This is a genomic window from Herbaspirillum sp. UBA812 (assembly GCF_002296545.1).
Classification (GTDB): domain Bacteria; phylum Pseudomonadota; class Gammaproteobacteria; order Burkholderiales; family Burkholderiaceae_D; genus Herbaspirillum; species Herbaspirillum huttiense.
This window is the reverse complement of sequence record NZ_DBIC01000161.1, coordinates 19,413-37,472: the sequence shown is the minus strand read 5'-3', so window position 1 is coordinate 37,472 and position 18,060 is coordinate 19,413. Positions and strand designations below refer to the sequence as shown.

The window sequence follows — 18,060 nt, the reverse complement described above, 5'->3', positions numbered from 1 at the left end:
CTCAGGCCTCCTCAAGTTGCGCGGTGCGTGCGTTGGCACGTTCGGCCAGCCAGCTTTCCAGCGCGCCGGTATCGAAGCGGGCGGCCTGTACGCGGGCATCGGCCAGCAACCACTGATGCAGTGGCAAGGTGGTGGCCATGCCGGTGATGTGCGTGGCAGCAACCGCCGCCTGGGCGCGGGAGATGGCCTGCGTACGGTCCTTGCCATGGACCACCAGCTTGGCCAGCAGCGAGTCGTAATACGGCGGAATGCGATAGCCCGCATAGAGATGGCTCTCCACGCGGATGCCCTCGCCCTGCGGCCACTGCAGTTCGGCAACAGTGCCGGGGCAGGGGAAGAAATTGCGCTCGGGATCTTCGGCATTGATGCGCATCTCCAGCGCTGCGCCTTGCAAGCGGATGTCGGACTGCTGCAGGCCCAGCGGCTCTCCACCGGCGATGCGCAACATGGCCTGGACCAGATCGATGCCGGTGATCATCTCGGTGACGGGATGCTCGACCTGGATGCGGGTATTCATCTCGATGAAGAAGAACTCGCCGCTCTCGTCGTCGAACAGATATTCCAGCGTCCCGGCGCCGCGATAGCGCAACCGGGCGGCCAGGCGCACGGCACTGTCGCAGAGGGCCTGTCGCTGTTGCGGCGTGAGCGCTGGCGAGGGGGCTTCTTCGAAAACCTTCTGGCGACGCCGTTGCAGCGAGCATTCGCGTTCGAACAGGTGAACGGCTCGCTGGCCATCACCCAGGATCTGTACTTCGATGTGGCGCGCACGGCGGATGAAACGCTCCAGATACACCGCACCGGAACCGAAGGCGGCCTGGGCTTCGCCTTGCGCTAGCGGGAACTCCCGCGCCAGTTCGGCGGCATCGCGCGCCATGCGGATGCCACGGCCGCCGCCTCCGGCAGAGGCCTTGATCAGCAGCGGATAGCCGACCTCGTCGGCACAGGCCAGTGCGCTGGCGATATCCTCCAGTTCACCCGCCGAGCCCGGCACCACCGGCACCCCGGCGGCGGCTGCGGTACGACGCGCTTCGGCCTTGTCGCCCATGCGGCGGATGGTATCGGCCTCCGGTCCCACGAAGATCAATCCGGCCGCGCTGACGGCTTCGGCGAAGGCAGCGTTTTCGGAGAGGAAACCATAGCCAGGATGGATGGCATCGGCACCGCTGTCGCGTGCCGCCTTCAGCAAGGCGTCCATATTGAGATAGCTGCGGTCGGCGCGGGCCGGGCCGATGAGTTGGACTTCGTCGGCCATGCGCGCGGCCAGCGAATCGGCATCGGCTTCGCTACAGGCAGCTACCGTCTTGATGCCCAGGGCTTGTGCGGCACGAATGATGCGCACCGCGATCTCGCCGCGATTGGCGATGAGGAGTTTGCGCAGGGAAGTCGTCATGATGCCGGCCTCAGTCTGCGGTCTCGATCACGGCGACCAGCTGGCCGGGTTCGACCGGGTCGCCGTTGCCGACGTGGAAGGCCAGCAGCTTGCCGCCTTGCTCGGCCTGCAATTCCGTAAATTGTTTCATCACTTCGATCAGGCCGATCACGCGGCCGGCTTCGATGACGTCGCCTGCCTCTGCATAGGGTGGGGCATCGGGGCTGGACCGGCGATAGAAGGTGCCGGGCAAAGGGGAGTGCACTTCGTGGACTGCCATGACTTTTCTCCTTCGTAACGAATGGGGGGGTCAGCGCGGCGCGGCAATGGCGATGTCGGCCGCGTCCAGGCTCTTGCGCGTGGCCTGCACCAGCGCCAGTGCACCGGGGGTATCGCTGTGGATGCAGACGGAGTCGAAGGCGATGGGGATGTCGCGTCCTTCTACCGTACGCACCACGCCTTCGCGACACGCCCGCAGCACCTTGGCTGCGACCTGGGCCGGATCGAGCGCACCGACGCGGCGGGTGAAGACGATGGAGCCGCTGTTGTCGTAATCGCGGTCGGCATAGAACTCGCAGACCACCGCCTGCTGCAGTTCCTGCGCCACGCGCCAGACCGCCGAGCCGTGCATGCAGAAGAGAAGCAAGTTCGGGTCCAGCTGGCGCAGCGTCTGCACGAAGACGCGGGCGGCTTCTTCATCGCGGGCCAGGTGCATGTAGAGCGCGCCGTGCGGCTTGATGTGCTGCAGGGTCATGCCGTTGAGGCGGGCGAACTCGCGCAGGGCACCGAGCTGGTAGAGCATGTCGTTGACCAGTTCGATGGCCGGCGCATTCAGATGGCGGCGGCCGAAGCCGACCAGATCACGGAAGCCGGGATGCGCGCCGATGGCAACGCCGTGTTGCCGGGCCTGTTCCACCGTACGCCGCATGGTGTTGGGATCGCCCGCGTGAAAGCCGGTGGCGATGTTGGCTGAACTGATCAGGGGCATGATGGCCGCATCGACGCCATCGCCGATGGTCCAGGGGCCGAAGCCTTCGCCCATGTCCGAATTCAGGTCGATTGTCTTCATCTGGTGGTCTCCGGTGCTGTCGGAATCAGCACATGAAACCGAGTATAGAAATCGTCAACGGTATTGGACAGATGTATTATCAGAGGGCTTGATATCGAAAAATCCGATAGCTTATGAAGGGCGTCAAACATGGCCATCACCCTCCGGCAGATCCGTTATTTCGTGGCCACAGCGGAAGTGGGGCAGATTTCGCAGGCGGCGATCCATCTGCACATTTCGCAATCCTCGGTCACCAGTGCCATCCAGGAACTGGAGGCTTTGCTGGGGGCACCGCTGTTCATCCGTTCTCCGCAGGGGATGATCCTCACCGACAGCGGGCGGCATTTCCTCAACCATGCGTATTCGATCCTGCGCAGCGTGGACGATGCGATGAAGAGTCCCTTGCCGGACAACACGGCCAGCGGCAGTTTGCGGGTGGCGGCCAGTTACACGGTGCTGGGGTATTTTTTGCCGCACCACCTGCAGCGGCTGTCGCAGTCCTATCCGGGCATCAAGATCCACGTGCATGAGAAGGAGCGCGCGGAGATCGAGCAGAGCCTGGTGGAGGGCGAGATCGACATGGCGGTGGTGCTGACATCCAATCTGCGTCACCGCGAGATTGCCTATGAGACCTTGTTCGGGTCAGTGCGCCGCCTGTGGCTGCCGGCACGGCACGCGCTGGGCGAGCGCACGGTGGTGAATTTGTCCGAAGTGGCCAATGAGCCCTTCATCCTGCTGACGGTGGACGAGGCCGACAAGACCGCGCTGCGTTACTGGAATCAAAGCGGACGCAAGCCCAACATCATCATGCGTACCAGTTCCATCGAGGCGGTGCGCAGCATGGTGGCCAATGGTTCGGGGGTAGCGATTCTGTCGGACCTGGTGTATCGGCCCTGGTCGCTGGAGGGATTGCGGATCGAGACGGTGCTACTGATGGATCACGTGCCTGCCATGAATGTGGGGCTGGCCTGGCGCAAGGGGGTGACGTTTACGCCAGCCATGGAGGCAGTGAGGGAGTATTTCAGGCAGTCGTTTTTGACGCCGCAGTTGAGCAGTGGAAGACGGTGAGAAAGTGATTCTCATGAGTGGAGAATCACTTCCAATTGAATTGTCCACAGCACTTGCTGTGGACAAGTGGAAATGATTTAGAGAATTTCTTCCTGTGAGGCCACCATCCACACGCGCTTCAGGGGCAGTTCTGCCTTGAGGTCTTCGTCGAGGCGATCATATTGCTCGAAGAGTTGCTCCAGGATCTCCTTTTGGGTCCACAGACGCAGGCGGAAGAATTGCGACGCCATTTCTTTTTGCACATTGCCCTTGAATCCGCCCCACGCGACGAACAAGCCCTGGTCGGCGTTGAACTTGGTCATCGCACCCAGTAATTTATCCACAGGCTCGCGGCCGATGGGATTGTCTTCTGACTTGACCTCGATGCACAGGCGTGGCGTGGAAAAGCCCAGTGGCCCGGATCCGGCCAGAATATCGGCCCCGCCATCCGCTCCTTCCGGACTGCGGTAGGTCGTGTAGCCCTGGGCTTTGAGGATGCCTTCGATCAGGCGGGTGAGGCCGTGGCCCTTGAAGCGCTTCATGATCTGCGCGGCAATTTTGTCTCGTGCGGATTCTTCGAGGTCGATATCTAGGGTTTCCTCATCGCTGTTACTAGCACGCGTGAGTTTGCTTACGACCGGAGAATTCTCGGCGGCCCAGTTTTTGTTGCGCATCACTGCGATCCGCTGTTCGGCGTTGTTGCGCTTGATGCGGCAGATGGTCATGAACGCGCCGAAGGAAAACAGCAAGTCCTTCCCGAAGTGCGTGCGCGGAATGGCCTCGCCTATCCACTTGACGGTACGGGAGTGGAAGAAGGGGCTGGGGCCGGATGGCTGACACTGGTAGTCCCCGGTGATTTCACCGATGTAGACCGCTGGCTGCGACTTCAGGGGAATGACGACCAGGTCGCCGATTTTCATTTCATGGGCGAAGGGCCAGACCTGGCTGACCCAGTTCTGGATGGTCTTGGGCTTGGCTTCGCTGTAGCGCTGGGTCATCGCGGCGGTGAGTTCGCTGCGGCCGGACATTTTGGCGAGATCCACGTCGAGGTCATCCCAGGTCACATAGACGCGGTTTTCCTGGATGAACTTGTGTTCGTACTCGCCGTGGGAGCCGGCGCGGATGAGCCAGATGGACATGGATGGTTTTCCTTGTTCTATTTTTTAGCCGAATTGCTTCTGATATTTGCAGGCGATAATACCTGAAACAGGAGCCGCTCAATTTCGGTTCTTCCAAAGGCCTCACTGCGAGTCAGGCCCAGCTGCCTCGAGTGCAACTCGACCGATCAAGATCAGCAATCGAAAAAAAAAGACCCCAATGTTATTTGGGGTCTTTCTGTCAGCTTCGAATGAGCTTCAATGCTGCTGTGTTCAGCGATTTAGACATTGAACAAGAAATTCATCACATCCCCATCCTTGACCACATACTCCTTGCCTTCCGCGCGCATCTTGCCCGCTTCCTTGGCACCGGTCTCACCCTTGAAGGCAATGAAGTCCTCAAAGGCAATGGTCTGCGCACGAATGAAGCCGCGTTCGAAGTCGGTGTGGATCACGCCAGCTGCCTGCGGGCCGGTGGCGCCCACCGGCACCGTCCAGGCGCGCACTTCCTTGACGCCAGCGGTGAAGTAAGTCTGCAGACCCAGCAGCTTGAAGGCCGCGCGGATCAGGCGATCCAGGCCCGGCTCTTCCATGCCCATGTCGGCCAGGAAGTCGGCCTTGTCGGCGTCGTCCAGGTCGGCGATCTCGGCTTCGATGGCCGCGCAGATGGCCACGATGGGCGCGTTCTGTTCCTGCGCGTAGGCAGTCAGCTGGTCCAGCAGCGGGTTGTCGGTGAAACCGCTGTCGGAAACGTTGGCCACGTACATCGCCGGCTTGGCCGTGATCAGGCACAGCGGCTTGATCAGCAGCATCTCTTCGGCATCCAGGCCCAGCGCGCGCACCGGCTTGGCTTCGTCCAGCGCCGGCATGATGCGCTCCAGCAGGGCCACCAGCTTGGCGGCATCCTTGTCGCCGGAACGGGCCTTCTTCTGCTCGCGGTGGATGGCCTTCTCGACCGTACCCATGTCGGCCAGCGCCAGTTCGGTCTGGATCACGGCGATGTCGTCCAGCGGGCTCACGCGGCCGGCCACGTGGATCACGTTCGGATCTTCGAAACAACGCACCACGTTGACGATGGCGTCCGTCTCGCGAATGTGCGACAGGAACTGGTTGCCCAAACCTTCACCCTTGGAGGCACCCGCCACCAGGCCGGCGATGTCCACGAATTCCACCGTCGCCGGCAGGATGCGCTCGGGCTTGACGATCTCGGCCAGCGCCTTCAGACGCGGATCGGGCACTTCCACGATGCCGACATTGGGCTCGATGGTGCAGAACGGATAGTTCTCGGCGGCGATGCCCGCCTTGGTCAGCGCGTTGAAAAGAGTGGACTTACCGACGTTGGGCAGACCCACGATGCCGCATTTGAGGCTCATGACAGATTCTTCCGAAAGCAAAACCGACATTGTAGCAAGCCGCACGGCCCAAGCCCCAGCTTTGCGATGCAGCATCCTTTCGCACCCCCGCGCTGTGGTATCTCCCCATCACTGGTAACATGCGAGCCTTGATTCGCGTCTCGGAAAATTGTCTGCATTGCACCATTTCGTTGCAGACGCACCACGCAATGAGAAATTTTTTGCCGATGCAATATTTAAATGACTCAATCGTCATCTAGTTGGTTGGCGGAAATTGTAGTTATTTGTAGTGAACATGCAGGCAACTTGTAAAGAACGGGGCTTTTCGGCTCCCGCCATTTACAGGCTGTATTGCCTTCTTGAAAGCGATTTGTAAAATTTGCTCTACAATGTCGGTTTTCCCAAATCCTCAACGAATCCCTTTGCCTGCTTTGACTAATATCGTCGAAATCCGCGATCTGCACTTCCGTTATGGCGACCGGCCTATCCTGACCGGTCTGCAGATGGACTTCCCGCGTGGCAAGGTGGTGGCGGTGATGGGCGGTTCCGGATCCGGCAAGACCACCATCCTGCGCCTGATCGGCGGGCAGCTGCAGCCGCAGGAGGGCAGGGTGGAAGTCGATGGCGAGAATGTGCCGTCGCTGGCGACTAAACAACTCTACGTGTTGCGTCGCAAAATGGGCATGCTGTTCCAAAACGGCGCGCTCTTTACCGACATGACGGTGTTCGACAACGTGGCCTTCCCGCTGCGCGAGCATACCGATCTGGATGAAACGCTCATCCGCGACCTGGTGCTCATGAAGCTCAACGCCGTGGGCCTGCGCAATGCCGCCTCGCTCAAACCCGCCGAGATCTCCGGCGGCATGGCGCGCCGGGTGGCGCTGGCACGGGCCATCGCGCTTGATCCGGCGCTGATCATGTATGACGAACCTTTCGCCGGGCTCGATCCGATTTCCATGGGCGTGACCGCCAATCTGATTCGCCGGCTCAACGATGCCCTGGGCTCGACCTCGATCCTGGTGTCGCACGACGTCAATGAATCCTTCGCCATTGCCGACTATGTGTATTTCCTGTCGGCCGGCAAGATCGTGGCGCAGGGGACACCGCAAGAAATGCGTGAATCCACCGATCCCTATGTGAAGCAATTTGTCCACGCCCAGGCGGATGGCCCGGTGCCCTTCCACTATCCCGGCAAATCGCTGGCCGAGGACCTGGGCCTGGGAGGTGCAGCATGATCGCCGGTTTCGTCAGCGGCCTCGGCCGCAGCGTGCGCGAATTCGTGGTCGGGGTCGGCTTTGCCGGACGCATGTTCATCAATATGCTGGGCGCCTCCCTGGGCCTGCTGCGTCGCCCGCGCCTGATCACCGACCAGATCCACTTCATCGGCAACTACTCGCTGGTGATCATCACCGTGTCGGGCCTGTTCGTGGGCTTCGTGCTGGGGCTGCAGGGCTATTACACGCTCAACAAGTATGGTTCGGAACAGGCGCTCGGTCTGTTGGTAGCCTTGTCGCTGACCCGTGAACTGGGGCCGGTGGTGACGGCCCTGCTGTTTGCCGGCCGCGCCGGGACCTCGCTGACCGCCGAGATCGGACTGATGAAGGCCGGCGAGCAACTTTCTGCCATGGAAATGATGGCCGTGAACCCGCTGCAACGCGTGGTGGCCCCGCGCTTCTGGGCTGGCGTGATCGCCATGCCGGTGCTGGCGGCCATCTTCAGCGCCGTCGGCGTGCTGGGCGGCTATGTGGTCGGGGTGCTGCTGATCGGCGTGGATGAAGGCGCCTTCTGGTCGCAGATGCAGGGCGGCGTGGATGTGTGGAATGACATCGCCAATGGCGTGTTGAAGAGCATCGTCTTCGGTATCGCCGTCACCTTCGTGGCGCTGTTCCAAGGCTATGAGGCGCAGCCAACCCCCGAAGGCGTGGCCCGGGCCACCACCCGGACCGTGGTGATCGCCTCGCTGACCGTGCTGGGCCTGGATTTCCTGCTGACTGCACTGATGTTCAGCTGAGTGCCGCAGTGCTTGGACAAGCGCCCGGTCGGGGCGCAATGATGTGAATAAAAGGGTAGAAAAAGGGTTCAATATGCAACGTAAATCTCTGGATGCCTGGGTAGGAATCTTCGTGCTGGCCGGTGTGGCCGCGCTGGCGTTCCTGGCGCTCAAGGTCGGCAACATGAGCTCGATGTCCTTCGGCCAGAAGACCTATGCCCTCAAGGCCAATTTTGACAACATCGGCGGCCTGAAGTCGCGTGCGGCGGTCAAGAGCGCCGGTGTGGTCGTGGGCCGGGTGGATTCGATCCGCTTCGATGACCAGACCTTCCGCGCCGTGGTCACGCTGAATATGAACGAAAGCTACAAATTCCCCAAGGACAGCTCGGCCAAGATCCTGACCTCGGGTCTGTTGGGTGAACAATACATCGGCATCGAGCCAGGCGGCGATACTGCTAACCTGGCCGCGGGCGATACGATTAAGATGACACAATCCGCCATCGTTCTGGAAAACCTCATCGGTCAATTCCTGTACAGCAAGGCGGCAGAGGGAAAGGATGATTCCAAATGAATCAAATGAATAAAAAAACCATCAGCACCGTCTACGCAGGCCGTCTCGGCGCCCTGACCCTGGCGGCCGCCGCCCTGACCGGCTGCGCCAGCACCAGCAACAATCCGAACGATCCGCTGGAAGGCTTCAACCGCACCATGTTCAGCTTCAACGACACGGTCGACAAGGTGGCCCTGAAGCCCGCCGCGCAAGCCTATGACACCGTGGTACCGACCCCGATCCAGCATGGCGTGGGCAACTTCTTCGGCAACATCGGCGATGTCTGGTCGTCCATCAACCAGCTGCTGCAGGGCCGTATCGAGCAGGGCGTCTCGACCTTCATGCGTGTGGCCATCAACACCACCTTCGGTCTGGGTGGCGTGCTGGACGTGGCGACCGAAGCCCGCCTGCCGCGCGAGAAGTCCGATTTCGGCCAGACCCTGGGCAAGTGGGGCGTCGGCTCCGGCCCGTACGTGGTGCTGCCGTTCTTCGGCCCGTCCACGCTGCGTGACACTGCCGGCATGCCGGTGGACCTGTACGGCGACCTGTGGACCTACAAGCGCCCGACCCGCTGGCGCAACGTTGGAGCCGTGGTCCGCATCGTCGACCGCCGCGCCCAGTTGCTGGATGCCTCGACCCTGCTGGAAGATGCCGCTCTGGACAAGTACGACTTCGTGCGCGACGCCTACCTGCAACGCCGCCAGAGCCAGATCAATGGTGGCTTCAGCGGCCGCGAGCAGAAGGAAGAAACGATCAAGCCCTGATGGCCTCTGGCCTTGCCCCGCTGAGCGGCGGGGAGGCCGCGGTCTCGCTTGCGGTGCCGCAGTCTTGTCTTGAAATGCGGACCAATTGCCCAATCTGCGCTGTCTGCCCAGTTTCTTTGCCCTCCGAGGGCAATCTGTAACATCCGTGCCGAACTGTGACGGCACGGGAACCCCGCTCCCGGGCGGGCTTCGAAGGACATGCCGGCTGCCGTCGGCGCACGCATCGCGATTCATTGCGATGCAGCCCGGGCAGCCCCGGCACCTTCTGCTGACTCGAATGGAAAACCGACTTATGAAGATGCTTACCAAACTTTTCGCTATCGCTGCCTTCGCGGTTCCCGCGCTGTCCTTCTCCGGCGCAGCGTCCGCCCAGGAAGCCCCGGACGCGCTGGTCAAGCGCATCAGCTCGGAAGTGCTGGATACGGCCAGGAATGACAAGGATATCCAGTCCGGCAACAACACCCGCATCATGCAGCTGGTGGAGCAGAAGATCCTGCCCTACGTCGACTTCGAGCGCATGACCCAGCTGGCCGCCGGCCGCTACTGGCGCCAGGCCACCCCGGATCAGCAGAAGCAGCTGATTACCCAGTTCCGCAGCCTGCTGGTATTCACCTACTCCGGCGCGTTGTCGCAGGTGCGTGACCAGAAGATCGAATTCAAGCCGCTGCGCGCCGCCCCGACCGATACCGAAGTGGAAGTGAATTCGCAGGTGATCTCCTCGCGCGGCGGCGAGCCGATCCAGTTGAGCTATCGCCTGGAAAAGAAGCCCGACGGCTGGAAGCTGTATGACGTCAACGTGCTGGGCGCCTGGCTGGTGGAAGCCTATCGCGGCACCTTCTCCAACGAGATCAGCAAGGGTGGCATCGACGGCCTGATCAAGGCGCTGACCGACAAGAACCAGCAGTTGGCCGCACGCGGCAACGGCAAGAAGTAAGCTGTTTCCGTTCATCGACCAATCTCCTGAACCGAAAGAACGCACCATGTTCAAGCCCGGCTCCTCGCTGACCTTCACCAATGCCAGCACCGTCCTGCGCGAAGGCCTGTCGGCCATCGCCGCCGGCCAGGCCAGCATTGACGTCAGCGAGGTGGCCGTGGTCGATTCCTCGGCCGTGGCGACCCTGCTGGCCTGGCGGCGTGCCGCTGCCGGGCGCGGCGCCGCACTGGACTTCGGTCCCTTGCCGGCCAACCTGCAGAGCCTGGCCGATCTCTACGGCGTGACCGCGCTGCTGCAAGGCGCAAGCGCGCCGACCTCCGCTACCGATCGACATCACTGATCGCGTTTTCTCCTTGCGGCCCGGGCTCCCGGGTGCCGGGAAGCCCGTGCTACGGCGGCCCGGAATATCGAATTCCCCTATAATCGAAGGTTTTGCAGGCGCGCTGGCGGCGTTGGCAGCGGATCACGTTTCCGCCAGGCATTCTCCCGCCCGTCGGCATCGGCAAAACATTCCGGCTATTTCATAGCGCAACGACAACATGACTGCGTCATACGCTTCCCACGTCGGGAGGATGGCGCGGTCGAGGCGAGGCGGACAGCGGATTCCCCGGTGGAACTCCTGGCTCCTTATTTCTTTCTGGCAAGTAACGTATTGAACGGGCGAGGCAATGGCCGCTCTCCAAATCACAGACATCAAGAAGCGCTACCAGTCCCTGCAGGCGCTGGGTGGTGTGTCGCTGGCAATCGAAGAAGGTGAATTCTTTGGTCTGCTCGGCCCCAACGGCGCCGGCAAGACCACGTTGATTTCCATCATCGCCGGCCTGAATCGGGCCGATTCCGGCTCGGTCACCATCCACGGGCATGACGTGGTCAGCGACTATCGCGGCGCGCGCATGAACCTGGGCGTGGTGCCGCAGGAACTGGTCTTCGATCCCTTCTTCACCGTGCGCGAGACCTTGCGCATGCAGTCCGGTTATTTCGGCCTGACCAACAATGACAAGTGGATCGACGAGGTCATGGACAACCTCGACCTCACCAACAAGGCCGATACCAACATGCGCGCGCTCTCCGGCGGCATGAAGCGGCGCGTGCTGGTGGCCCAGGCGCTGGTACACAAGCCGCCGGTCATCGTGCTCGATGAGCCGACCGCCGGGGTGGACGTGGAACTGCGCCAGACCCTGTGGCAGTTCATCGGCCGCCTCAACCGCGAGGGGCATACCATCGTGCTGACCACGCACTACCTGGAAGAAGCCCAGGCCCTGTGCAATCGCATCGCCATGCTCAAGTTCGGCAAGGTGGTGGCGCTGGATTCGACCGATGCGCTGATTCGCCGCATCTCCGGTTCGCAGATGGTGCTGCGACTGAAGCGCGGCAGCCTGCCCGATGGCCTCAAGGCGCTGGTCACCCATCCAGAGGAGCTGCTGGCCGGCAATGCCGCCAACAAGTACACGCTGCGCGTGAATGACTACAAGGAAGTCGAACCCATCCTGGCCACGCTGCGCGCCTCGGGCGCGGAGATCGATGATCTGCAATTGCAGCAGGCCGACCTGGAAGACGTCTTCATCCAGATCATGGGAGATGAAAAATGATCGGTTTCCGTACCCTGTTCTACAAGGAAATCCTGCGTTTCTGGAAGGTCGCCACCCAGACCATCACTGCGCCCATCGTCACGGCCCTGCTGTACTTGCTGATCTTCGGCCACGTGCTGCAGGATCGCGTGCAGGTCTATCCGGGGGTGAACTACACCGGCTTCCTGGTGCCAGGCCTGGTGATGATGAGCGTGTTGCAGAATGCCTTTGCCAACAGTTCGTCCTCGCTGATCCAGTCCAAGATCACCGGTAACCTGGTGTTCGTGCTCTTGACACCCCTGTCCCACTGGGAATTGTTCGGCGGCTACGTGCTGGCGGCCGTGGTGCGCGGCCTGATGGTGGGTGCGGGCGTGTTCGTGGTCACCGTCTGGTTCGGTCACCTGGACTTCGTCGCCCCCCTGTGGATCCTGGTGTTCGCCCTGCTGGGTGCCGGCATCCTGGGCACCATGGGCCTGATTGCCGGGATCTGGGCGGAGAAATTCGACCAGTTGGCGGCGTTCCAGAATTTCCTGATCGTGCCGCTGACCTTCCTGGCCGGCGTGTTCTATTCGATACACTCGCTGCCCCCGTTCTGGCAGGCGGTATCGCATTTCAACCCGTTTTTTTATATGATCGACGGTTTTCGCTACGGCTTCTTCGGCCAGTCCGACATTCCCCCCATGACCAGCCTCGGTATCGTCGCCGTGTTCTTCGTGGCGCTGTCGACCCTGGCCGTACGCATGCTCAAGAGCGGCTACAAGCTGCGCGCAGGTTCGCATTGAGCACGCCGCGCCCCGCCATCTCCCCCATTCCCGTGAAGAGCCTCACCATGCTACCCACACCTGAACTCGTCAAAAGCTATATCGCCGCCGGCCTCGACTGCCAGCACCTGGAAGTGGAGGGCGATGGCCAGCACTTCACCGCCGTCATCGTCGCCGAAGCTTTCACCGGCAAGCGCCTGATTCAGCGCCACCAGCTGGTCTATGCCGCCCTGGGCGACCGCATGCGTGAAGAAATCCACGCGCTGTCGATGAAGACCCTGACCCCCGAAGAATTCCAGAAATAAGGCAACACGATGGACAAGCTTTTGATCCGTGGCGGCAAGCGCCTCTCCGGTGACGTCACCATTTCCGGTGCCAAGAACGCCGCCCTGCCCATCTTGTGCGCGGGCCTGCTCACCGATGGCGACCTGGTGCTCTCCAATGTGCCGCACCTGCAGGACGTGGTCACCATTACCAAGCTGATGAGCCAGATGGGCCTGCGCGTGCGCGAGAACGGCGAGCAGCTGGTCCTCAACGGCAACGACATCACCCGCCCGGAAGCGCCGTATGAACTGGTCAAGACCATGCGTGCCTCGATCCTGGTGCTGGGCCCCTTGCTGGCGCGCTTCGGCCAGGCCAAGGTGTCGCTGCCCGGCGGTTGTGCCATTGGTTCACGTCCGGTGGACCAGCACATCAAGGGACTGCAGGCGATGGGCGCGGAAATTCATATCGAGGCCGGATACATCCATGCCAAGGCCAAGCGTCTCAAGGGTGCGCGCATCGTCACCGACATGATCACCGTGACCGGCACCGAGAACCTCCTGATGGCCGCGGCCCTGGCCGATGGCGAGACCGTGCTGGAAAACGCCGCGCGTGAGCCGGAAGTCGGCGATCTGGCCCATCTGCTGGTGAAAATGGGCGCCAAGATCGAGGGCATCGGTACCGACCGCCTGGTCATCCAGGGTGTGGAGAAGCTGCACGGTGCCGAACATGAAGTCATCGCGGACCGCATCGAGACCGGCACCTTCCTGTGCGCTGTCGCCGCCACCGGTGGCGACGTGACCTTGCACCGCACCCGCGCCGGTTTGCTGGATGCTGCACTGGACAAGCTGCGTGACGCCGGTGCCATCCTCACCTCGGGTGAAGACTGGATCCGCATCCAGATGGCGCGCCGTCCCAAGGCGGTGAGCTTCCGCACCACCGAATATCCGGGTTTCCCGACTGACATGCAGGCGCAGTTCATGGCCTTGAACTGCCTGGCCGAAGGTACCAGCCACGTCACCGAGACCATCTTCGAGAACCGTTTCATGCACGTGCAGGAATTGAATCGCCTGGGTGCGGCCATCGATGTGGAAGGCAATACCGCCATTGTCACCGGCGTGGAAAAATTCCTCGGTGCGCCGGTGATGGCGACCGACCTGCGCGCGTCGGCCTCGTTGGTCATCGCCGGGCTGGCCGCGCAAGGCGAGACCGTGGTGGAACGCATCTACCACCTCGACCGCGGCTATGACCGCATGGAAGCCAAGCTGTCGGCCATCGGTGCCGATATCGAACGTATCAAGTAAATTGACGGACCCCAGAAAACGCACACCATCATGACCCAACAACTGACGCTGGCGCTGTCCAAGGGCCGTATCTTCGAAGAGACCCTGCCGCTGCTCAAGGCCGCCGGCATTACCGTGGCCGAGGATCCCGAATCCTCGCGCAAGCTGATCCTGCCGACCAATGACCCCGACGTGCGCGTCATCATCGTGCGCGCCTCGGACGTACCGACCTACGTGCAATACGGCGCGGCCGATTTCGGCGTGGCCGGCAAGGACGTGCTGATGGAGCACGGCGGTGAAGGCCTGTACCAGCCCATCGACCTGAACATCGCCAAATGCCGCCTGTCGGTGGCGGTGCAGGAAGGTTTCGACTACGCCAGCGCGGTGCGCCAGGGCGCGCGCCTGCGCGTGGTGACCAAGTACGTCAATACCGCGCGCGAGCACTTCGCCGCCAAGGGCGTGCACGTGGACCTGATCAAGCTGTATGGCTCGATGGAACTGGGCCCGCTGGTGGGCCTGTCGGACGCCATCGTCGACCTGGTCAGCACCGGTGGCACGCTGCGCGCCAACAAGCTGGTGGAAGTCGAGCACATCATCGACATCTCCTCGCGCCTGGTGGTGAACCAGGCCGCGCTGAAGTTGAAGCGCGAGCGCCTGCAGCCGATTCTCGATGCCTTCGAGAAGGCTTCCAAGGCCAAGTAATCCCACGACCCCAGATATCTTCGCAGAGCAGGTGAGACCATGAGCATTGCCATCCGAAAACTCGATTCCGCCGAAGCCGGCTTCCGTGACAAGCTGTCGGCCGTGCTGGCCTTCGAAGCCAGTGAAGACGAGGCCATCGACCGCGCTGCAGCGACCATCCTGGCCGATGTGAAGGCGCGCGGCGATGTCGCCGTACTGGAATACACCCAGCGCTTCGACCGCCTGCAGGCCGCTTCCGTGGCTGGCCTGGAAATCGGCAAGGATGCCCTGCAAGCCGCACTGGCAGGCCTGCCCGAGGCGCGCCGCCATGCGCTGCAGACCGCCGCCGACCGCGTGCGCGCTTATCACGAGCGCCAGAAGAAGGAATGCGGCTCGGATGGTTTCCTGTATCGCGAAGCCGATGGCACCGAGCTGGGCCAGAAGGTCACGCCGCTGGATCGCGTGGGCATCTACGTGCCGGGCGGCAAGGCCGCCTATCCTTCGTCGGTATTGATGAATGCGATTCCGGCCAAGGTGGCCGGTGTGCAGGAAGTCATCATGGTCGTGCCGACCCCGGATGGCGTGAAGAATGAACTGGTGCTGGCCGCAGCCGCCATTGCCGGCGTGGACCGTGTCTTCACCATCGGTGGTGCGCAAGCCGTGGGCGCGCTGGCCTATGGCACCGCCACCATCCCGCAGGTGGACAAGATCGTTGGTCCCGGCAATGCCTATGTGGCCGCCGCCAAGCGCCGCGTGTTCGGCGTGGTGGGCATCGACATGATTGCCGGTCCTTCGGAGATCCTGGTGATCTGCGATGGCGCGACCGATCCCGACTGGATCGCCATGGACCTGTTCTCGCAAGCCGAGCACGACGAGCTGGCGCAATCCATTCTGCTGTGCCCGGATGCGGACTACATCGCCAAGGTGGAAGCTTCGATCAACCGCCTGCTGGAAGACATGCCGCGCAAGGACGTGATCCGCACTTCGCTCACCGACCGTGGCGCCCTGGTCAAGGTGCGCGACATGGAAGAAGCCTGCGAGATCGCCAACATGATCGCCGCCGAGCACCTGGAGATTTCCGCGCAGGAGCCGCAGCAGTGGGCGGACCAGATCCGTCACGCCGGTGCCATGTTCCTGGGACGCTTCTCCTCCGAATCGCTGGGCGACTACTGCGCTGGTCCCAACCACGTGCTGCCGACTTCGCGCACTGCACGCTTCTCCTCGCCACTGGGCGTGTATGACTTCCAGAAGCGTTCGAGCATCATCCGTGTCTCGGAAGAGGGCGCGCAGACGCTGGGCAAGATCGCCGCCGAACTGGCTTACGGTGAAGGCTTGCAGGCGCACGCCCGCTCGGCCGAACTGCGGCTCAGGAAGTGACAGGATGACCTCCGCCACCGACTCCCTCGCAGGTGCCGGCTGGCTGGACCGCGTATTCTGCGAGGATGCGCTCTCGGCCACCGCTGGCCTGGCGCGCATTCCCGATGGCAGCGTCGACCTGATGATCGCCGATCCGCCCTATGGGCTGGGCAAGGATTACGGCAACGATTCCGACAAGCTCGATACGGCCGCTTATCTGTCGTGGACCGAGCAGTGGATCGATGCCGCGCTGCCCAAGTTGAAGCCCAATGGCAGTCTCTACATCTTCCTGACCTGGCGCAATTCGCCGGAAATCTTCGTGATGCTCAAGCAGCGCATGACCATGGTCAACGAGATCATCTGGGATCGCCGCGTGCCCTCCATGGGCGGCAGCACCCGGCGCTATTCCTCGGTGCATGACACCATCGGTTTCTTCGCGCGGGCCAAGGATTATTTCTTTGATCTCGATGCCATCCGCATTCCCTACGATGCCCAGACCAAGAAGGCGCGTTCACGCTCCATCTTCGTCGGGGCCAAGTGGCTGGAAATGGGCTACAACCCCAAGGATGTATGGAGTGTGTCGCGCCTGCATCGTGAACATAAAGAGCGCGCCGACCATCCCACGCAAAAACCGCTGGAAGTGGTGGAGCGCATGGTCAAAGCCTCCTGTCCGCCGGGCGGCGTGGTGCTCGATCCTTTCATGGGCAGCGGCACGACCGCCGTGGCTGCGCGCCGTTGCGGTCGCCACTTCACCGGCTTTGAACTCAATCCCGATTATTGCGAACTGATCCGCCAGCGTCTCGACGCGCTCGATGCGCCGGCACCTGCGAGCCAAGATGATGAATCCCTCCAAGCCTGAGACCGTGGACGACCTGGTAGCCAACGTGATCCGCCCGCTGGTGCGCGGCTGGCAGTCCTATCACGTGCCCTCGGCCGAAGGGATGGTCAAGCTCGATGCAATGGAAAATCCCTACCTGCTGCCGCCGGCCTTGCGTGAAGAACTGGCGCAGCGGCTGGCTGCACTGGAGTTGAACCGCTATCCGGTGCCGTCCTATACCCGCCTCAAAGCCGCCATCTGCACGCAACTGGGTGTGCCTGCGGGCTATGACGTCCTGCTGGGCAATGGTTCGGATGAGCTCATCACCATGCTTTCAGTAGCCTGTGCCATTCCGGGGCGGACCATCCTGGCACCGGAACCGGGGTTCGTCATGTATGGTGTCTCGGCAAAAATGGCCGGGCTGGATTATGTGGGTGTGCCACTGCGCGCGGACCTGACGCTGGACCTGCCCGCGATGCTGGCAGCCATCGAGCAACACAAGCCGGTCATCACCTGGCTGGGTTATCCCAACAATCCGACCGGCACGCTCTATCCGATGGCCGACGTGCTGCGCATCATCGAAGCCGCCGCACCCTATGGCCTGGTGGTGGTGGACGAGGCTTACCAGCCTTTCGCTGCATCGACGCTGATGCCGGCATTGCCGCAGCACAACAACCTGGTGGTGATGCGCACGGTCTCCAAGCTGGGGCTGGCGGGCATCCGCCTGGGCTACCTGTCGGCGGCCCCGGCGCTGTTGCGCGAATTGGACAAGGTGCGCCCGCCCTACAACGTCAACATGCTCACCGAAGCGGCGGCGCTGTTCGTGCTGGAACACCTGCAGGTGCTGGAGGCGCAGGCGGCGCAGCTGCGTGAGGCGCGCAGCGTGCTGGCGGCCGAACTGGCGGCGCTGGAGGGGGTGGAGGTGTTTCCTTCGGCAGCCAATTTCATCCTGATCCGCGTCCCGGAAGCCGATAAAGTCTGCGCCGCCTTGCTGGCGCGCAGGGTACTTGTCAAAAATGCCGGTAGAATGCACGTATTGCTGCAAAACTGTTTGCGCATTACCGTCAGCACGGATGAAGAAAACGCCATCTTCCTGACGGCCCTGAAAGATGCACTGCGCGAGCAGTGAAGGTTTGAAGGTCCACCGCAGGCAAGCAGGCATCACGCATTACCAACGATAGA

At 62.1% G+C, this 18,060-nt stretch carries 20 protein-coding genes; 15 read left to right on the top strand and 5 right to left on the bottom strand.

Features of this window, described 5'->3' with window-relative positions:
- Position 1 precedes the first annotated feature (1 nt).
- The 3 genes from B3873_RS10650 to B3873_RS10640 are packed head-to-tail and all read right to left on the bottom strand — an operon-like array spanning position 2 to position 2,438.
- A complete protein-coding gene (locus tag B3873_RS10650) occupies positions 2-1,390 on the bottom strand; it encodes an acetyl-CoA carboxylase biotin carboxylase subunit (protein ID WP_286865880.1) in 1,389 nt (462 codons plus the stop codon).
- A 10-nt stretch (positions 1,391-1,400) separates the two neighbouring features.
- Positions 1,401-1,649, bottom strand: a complete 249-nt coding sequence (locus B3873_RS10645) for an acetyl-CoA carboxylase (protein ID WP_039786338.1) — start codon at positions 1,647-1,649, stop codon at positions 1,401-1,403.
- Positions 1,650-1,679: 30 nt separating this feature from the next.
- Entirely contained in the window at positions 1,680-2,438 is a 759-nt protein-coding gene (locus B3873_RS10640) for a 5-oxoprolinase subunit PxpA (RefSeq protein WP_039786339.1), read from the bottom strand.
- 129 nt (positions 2,439-2,567) lie between these two features.
- Here B3873_RS10640 and B3873_RS10635 point away from each other — a divergent pair, with 129 nt between their 5' ends.
- Positions 2,568-3,485, top strand: a complete 918-nt coding sequence (locus B3873_RS10635) for a LysR family transcriptional regulator (RefSeq protein ID WP_039786340.1) — start codon at positions 2,568-2,570, stop codon at positions 3,483-3,485.
- Between the two features lie 77 nt (positions 3,486-3,562).
- On the opposite strand, the gene B3873_RS10630 is transcribed toward B3873_RS10635, so the two are convergent.
- Complete coding sequence (locus tag B3873_RS10630; protein WP_286865875.1) at positions 3,563-4,603, bottom strand: restriction endonuclease; 1,041 nt, start codon at positions 4,601-4,603, stop codon at positions 3,563-3,565.
- A gap of 239 nt (positions 4,604-4,842) precedes the next feature.
- On the bottom strand, positions 4,843-5,934 hold the full coding sequence (gene ychF, locus B3873_RS10625; protein ID WP_008332485.1) for a redox-regulated ATPase YchF: 1,092 nt from the start codon (positions 5,932-5,934) through the stop codon (positions 4,843-4,845).
- A gap of 410 nt (positions 5,935-6,344) precedes the next feature.
- Between ychF and B3873_RS10620 the strand changes: the two genes are divergently transcribed.
- From B3873_RS10620 to hisC, 14 genes are all read left to right on the top strand, one after another.
- A complete protein-coding gene (locus B3873_RS10620) occupies positions 6,345-7,148 on the top strand; it encodes an ABC transporter ATP-binding protein (RefSeq protein WP_198516418.1) in 804 nt (267 codons plus the stop codon).
- The gene (mlaE, locus tag B3873_RS10615; protein WP_121040431.1) at positions 7,145-7,924 is read left to right on the top strand and encodes a lipid asymmetry maintenance ABC transporter permease subunit MlaE; all 780 of its coding nucleotides are present in this window, start codon (positions 7,145-7,147) and stop codon (positions 7,922-7,924) included. The genes B3873_RS10620 and mlaE overlap by 4 nt, the downstream gene beginning before the upstream one ends.
- Positions 7,925-7,997: 73 nt before the next feature.
- A complete protein-coding gene (gene mlaD / locus B3873_RS10610) occupies positions 7,998-8,474 on the top strand; it encodes an outer membrane lipid asymmetry maintenance protein MlaD (protein WP_134223474.1) in 477 nt (158 codons plus the stop codon).
- 5 nt (positions 8,475-8,479) lie between these two features.
- On the top strand, positions 8,480-9,217 hold the full coding sequence (locus B3873_RS10605; protein ID WP_209532726.1) for an MlaA family lipoprotein: 738 nt from the start codon (positions 8,480-8,482) through the stop codon (positions 9,215-9,217).
- Between the two features lie 292 nt (positions 9,218-9,509).
- On the top strand, positions 9,510-10,151 hold the full coding sequence (locus B3873_RS10600; protein ID WP_286865864.1) for an MlaC/ttg2D family ABC transporter substrate-binding protein: 642 nt from the start codon (positions 9,510-9,512) through the stop codon (positions 10,149-10,151).
- Between the two features lie 46 nt (positions 10,152-10,197).
- A complete protein-coding gene (locus tag B3873_RS10595) occupies positions 10,198-10,491 on the top strand; it encodes an STAS domain-containing protein (RefSeq protein ID WP_134223471.1) in 294 nt (97 codons plus the stop codon).
- A gap of 328 nt (positions 10,492-10,819) precedes the next feature.
- Positions 10,820-11,740 (top strand): ABC transporter ATP-binding protein, encoded by a 921-nt coding sequence (locus B3873_RS10590; protein WP_039783846.1) that lies wholly within the window; start codon positions 10,820-10,822, stop codon positions 11,738-11,740.
- On the top strand, positions 11,737-12,501 hold the full coding sequence (locus B3873_RS10585; RefSeq protein WP_034330737.1) for an ABC transporter permease: 765 nt from the start codon (positions 11,737-11,739) through the stop codon (positions 12,499-12,501). Before B3873_RS10590 ends, B3873_RS10585 begins: the two co-directional genes overlap by 4 nt.
- A gap of 47 nt (positions 12,502-12,548) precedes the next feature.
- Complete coding sequence (locus tag B3873_RS10580; RefSeq protein WP_039783960.1) at positions 12,549-12,785, top strand: BolA family protein; 237 nt, start codon at positions 12,549-12,551, stop codon at positions 12,783-12,785.
- A gap of 9 nt (positions 12,786-12,794) precedes the next feature.
- A complete protein-coding gene (gene murA, locus B3873_RS10575; protein WP_134223470.1) occupies positions 12,795-14,045 on the top strand; it encodes a UDP-N-acetylglucosamine 1-carboxyvinyltransferase in 1,251 nt (416 codons plus the stop codon).
- A 30-nt stretch (positions 14,046-14,075) separates the two neighbouring features.
- Positions 14,076-14,726, top strand: a complete 651-nt coding sequence (hisG, locus tag B3873_RS10570) for an ATP phosphoribosyltransferase (protein ID WP_134223469.1) — start codon at positions 14,076-14,078, stop codon at positions 14,724-14,726.
- A 39-nt stretch (positions 14,727-14,765) separates the two neighbouring features.
- Positions 14,766-16,082, top strand: coding sequence for a histidinol dehydrogenase (hisD, locus tag B3873_RS10565; protein WP_034330743.1), 1,317 nt, complete (start codon positions 14,766-14,768; stop codon positions 16,080-16,082).
- Positions 16,083-16,086: 4 nt separating this feature from the next.
- A complete protein-coding gene (locus B3873_RS10560; protein WP_286865858.1) occupies positions 16,087-16,920 on the top strand; it encodes a DNA-methyltransferase in 834 nt (277 codons plus the stop codon).
- Positions 16,901-18,007 (top strand): histidinol-phosphate transaminase, encoded by a 1,107-nt coding sequence (hisC, locus tag B3873_RS10555; protein ID WP_286865953.1) that lies wholly within the window; start codon positions 16,901-16,903, stop codon positions 18,005-18,007. The genes B3873_RS10560 and hisC overlap by 20 nt, the downstream gene beginning before the upstream one ends.
- Positions 18,008-18,060 lie beyond the last annotated feature (53 nt).

Excerpts from the sequence above, each read along its gene's own strand:
- B3873_RS10650 (WP_286865880.1), bottom strand. The coding sequence starts at position 1,390 with ATGACGACTTCCCTGCGCAAACTCCTCATCGCCAATCGCGGCGAGATC.
- B3873_RS10645 (WP_039786338.1), bottom strand. The coding sequence starts at position 1,649 with ATGGCAGTCCACGAAGTGCACTCCCCTTTGCCCGGCACCTTCTATCGC.
- B3873_RS10640 (WP_039786339.1), bottom strand. The coding sequence starts at position 2,438 with ATGAAGACAATCGACCTGAATTCGGACATGGGCGAAGGCTTCGGCCCC.
- B3873_RS10635 (WP_039786340.1), top strand. The coding sequence starts at position 2,568 with ATGGCCATCACCCTCCGGCAGATCCGTTATTTCGTGGCCACAGCGGAA.
- B3873_RS10630 (WP_286865875.1), bottom strand. The coding sequence starts at position 4,603 with ATGTCCATCTGGCTCATCCGCGCCGGCTCCCACGGCGAGTACGAACAC.
- ychF (WP_008332485.1), bottom strand. The coding sequence starts at position 5,934 with ATGAGCCTCAAATGCGGCATCGTGGGTCTGCCCAACGTCGGTAAGTCC.
- mlaE (WP_121040431.1), top strand. The coding sequence starts at position 7,145 with ATGATCGCCGGTTTCGTCAGCGGCCTCGGCCGCAGCGTGCGCGAATTC.
- mlaD (WP_134223474.1), top strand. The coding sequence starts at position 7,998 with ATGCAACGTAAATCTCTGGATGCCTGGGTAGGAATCTTCGTGCTGGCC.
- B3873_RS10605 (WP_209532726.1), top strand. The coding sequence starts at position 8,480 with ATGAATAAAAAAACCATCAGCACCGTCTACGCAGGCCGTCTCGGCGCC.
- B3873_RS10600 (WP_286865864.1), top strand. The coding sequence starts at position 9,510 with ATGAAGATGCTTACCAAACTTTTCGCTATCGCTGCCTTCGCGGTTCCC.
- B3873_RS10595 (WP_134223471.1), top strand. The coding sequence starts at position 10,198 with ATGTTCAAGCCCGGCTCCTCGCTGACCTTCACCAATGCCAGCACCGTC.
- B3873_RS10590 (WP_039783846.1), top strand. The coding sequence starts at position 10,820 with ATGGCCGCTCTCCAAATCACAGACATCAAGAAGCGCTACCAGTCCCTG.
- B3873_RS10585 (WP_034330737.1), top strand. The coding sequence starts at position 11,737 with ATGATCGGTTTCCGTACCCTGTTCTACAAGGAAATCCTGCGTTTCTGG.
- B3873_RS10580 (WP_039783960.1), top strand. The coding sequence starts at position 12,549 with ATGCTACCCACACCTGAACTCGTCAAAAGCTATATCGCCGCCGGCCTC.
- murA (WP_134223470.1), top strand. The coding sequence starts at position 12,795 with ATGGACAAGCTTTTGATCCGTGGCGGCAAGCGCCTCTCCGGTGACGTC.
- hisG (WP_134223469.1), top strand. The coding sequence starts at position 14,076 with ATGACCCAACAACTGACGCTGGCGCTGTCCAAGGGCCGTATCTTCGAA.
- hisD (WP_034330743.1), top strand. The coding sequence starts at position 14,766 with ATGAGCATTGCCATCCGAAAACTCGATTCCGCCGAAGCCGGCTTCCGT.
- B3873_RS10560 (WP_286865858.1), top strand. The coding sequence starts at position 16,087 with ATGACCTCCGCCACCGACTCCCTCGCAGGTGCCGGCTGGCTGGACCGC.
- hisC (WP_286865953.1), top strand. The coding sequence starts at position 16,901 with ATGAATCCCTCCAAGCCTGAGACCGTGGACGACCTGGTAGCCAACGTG.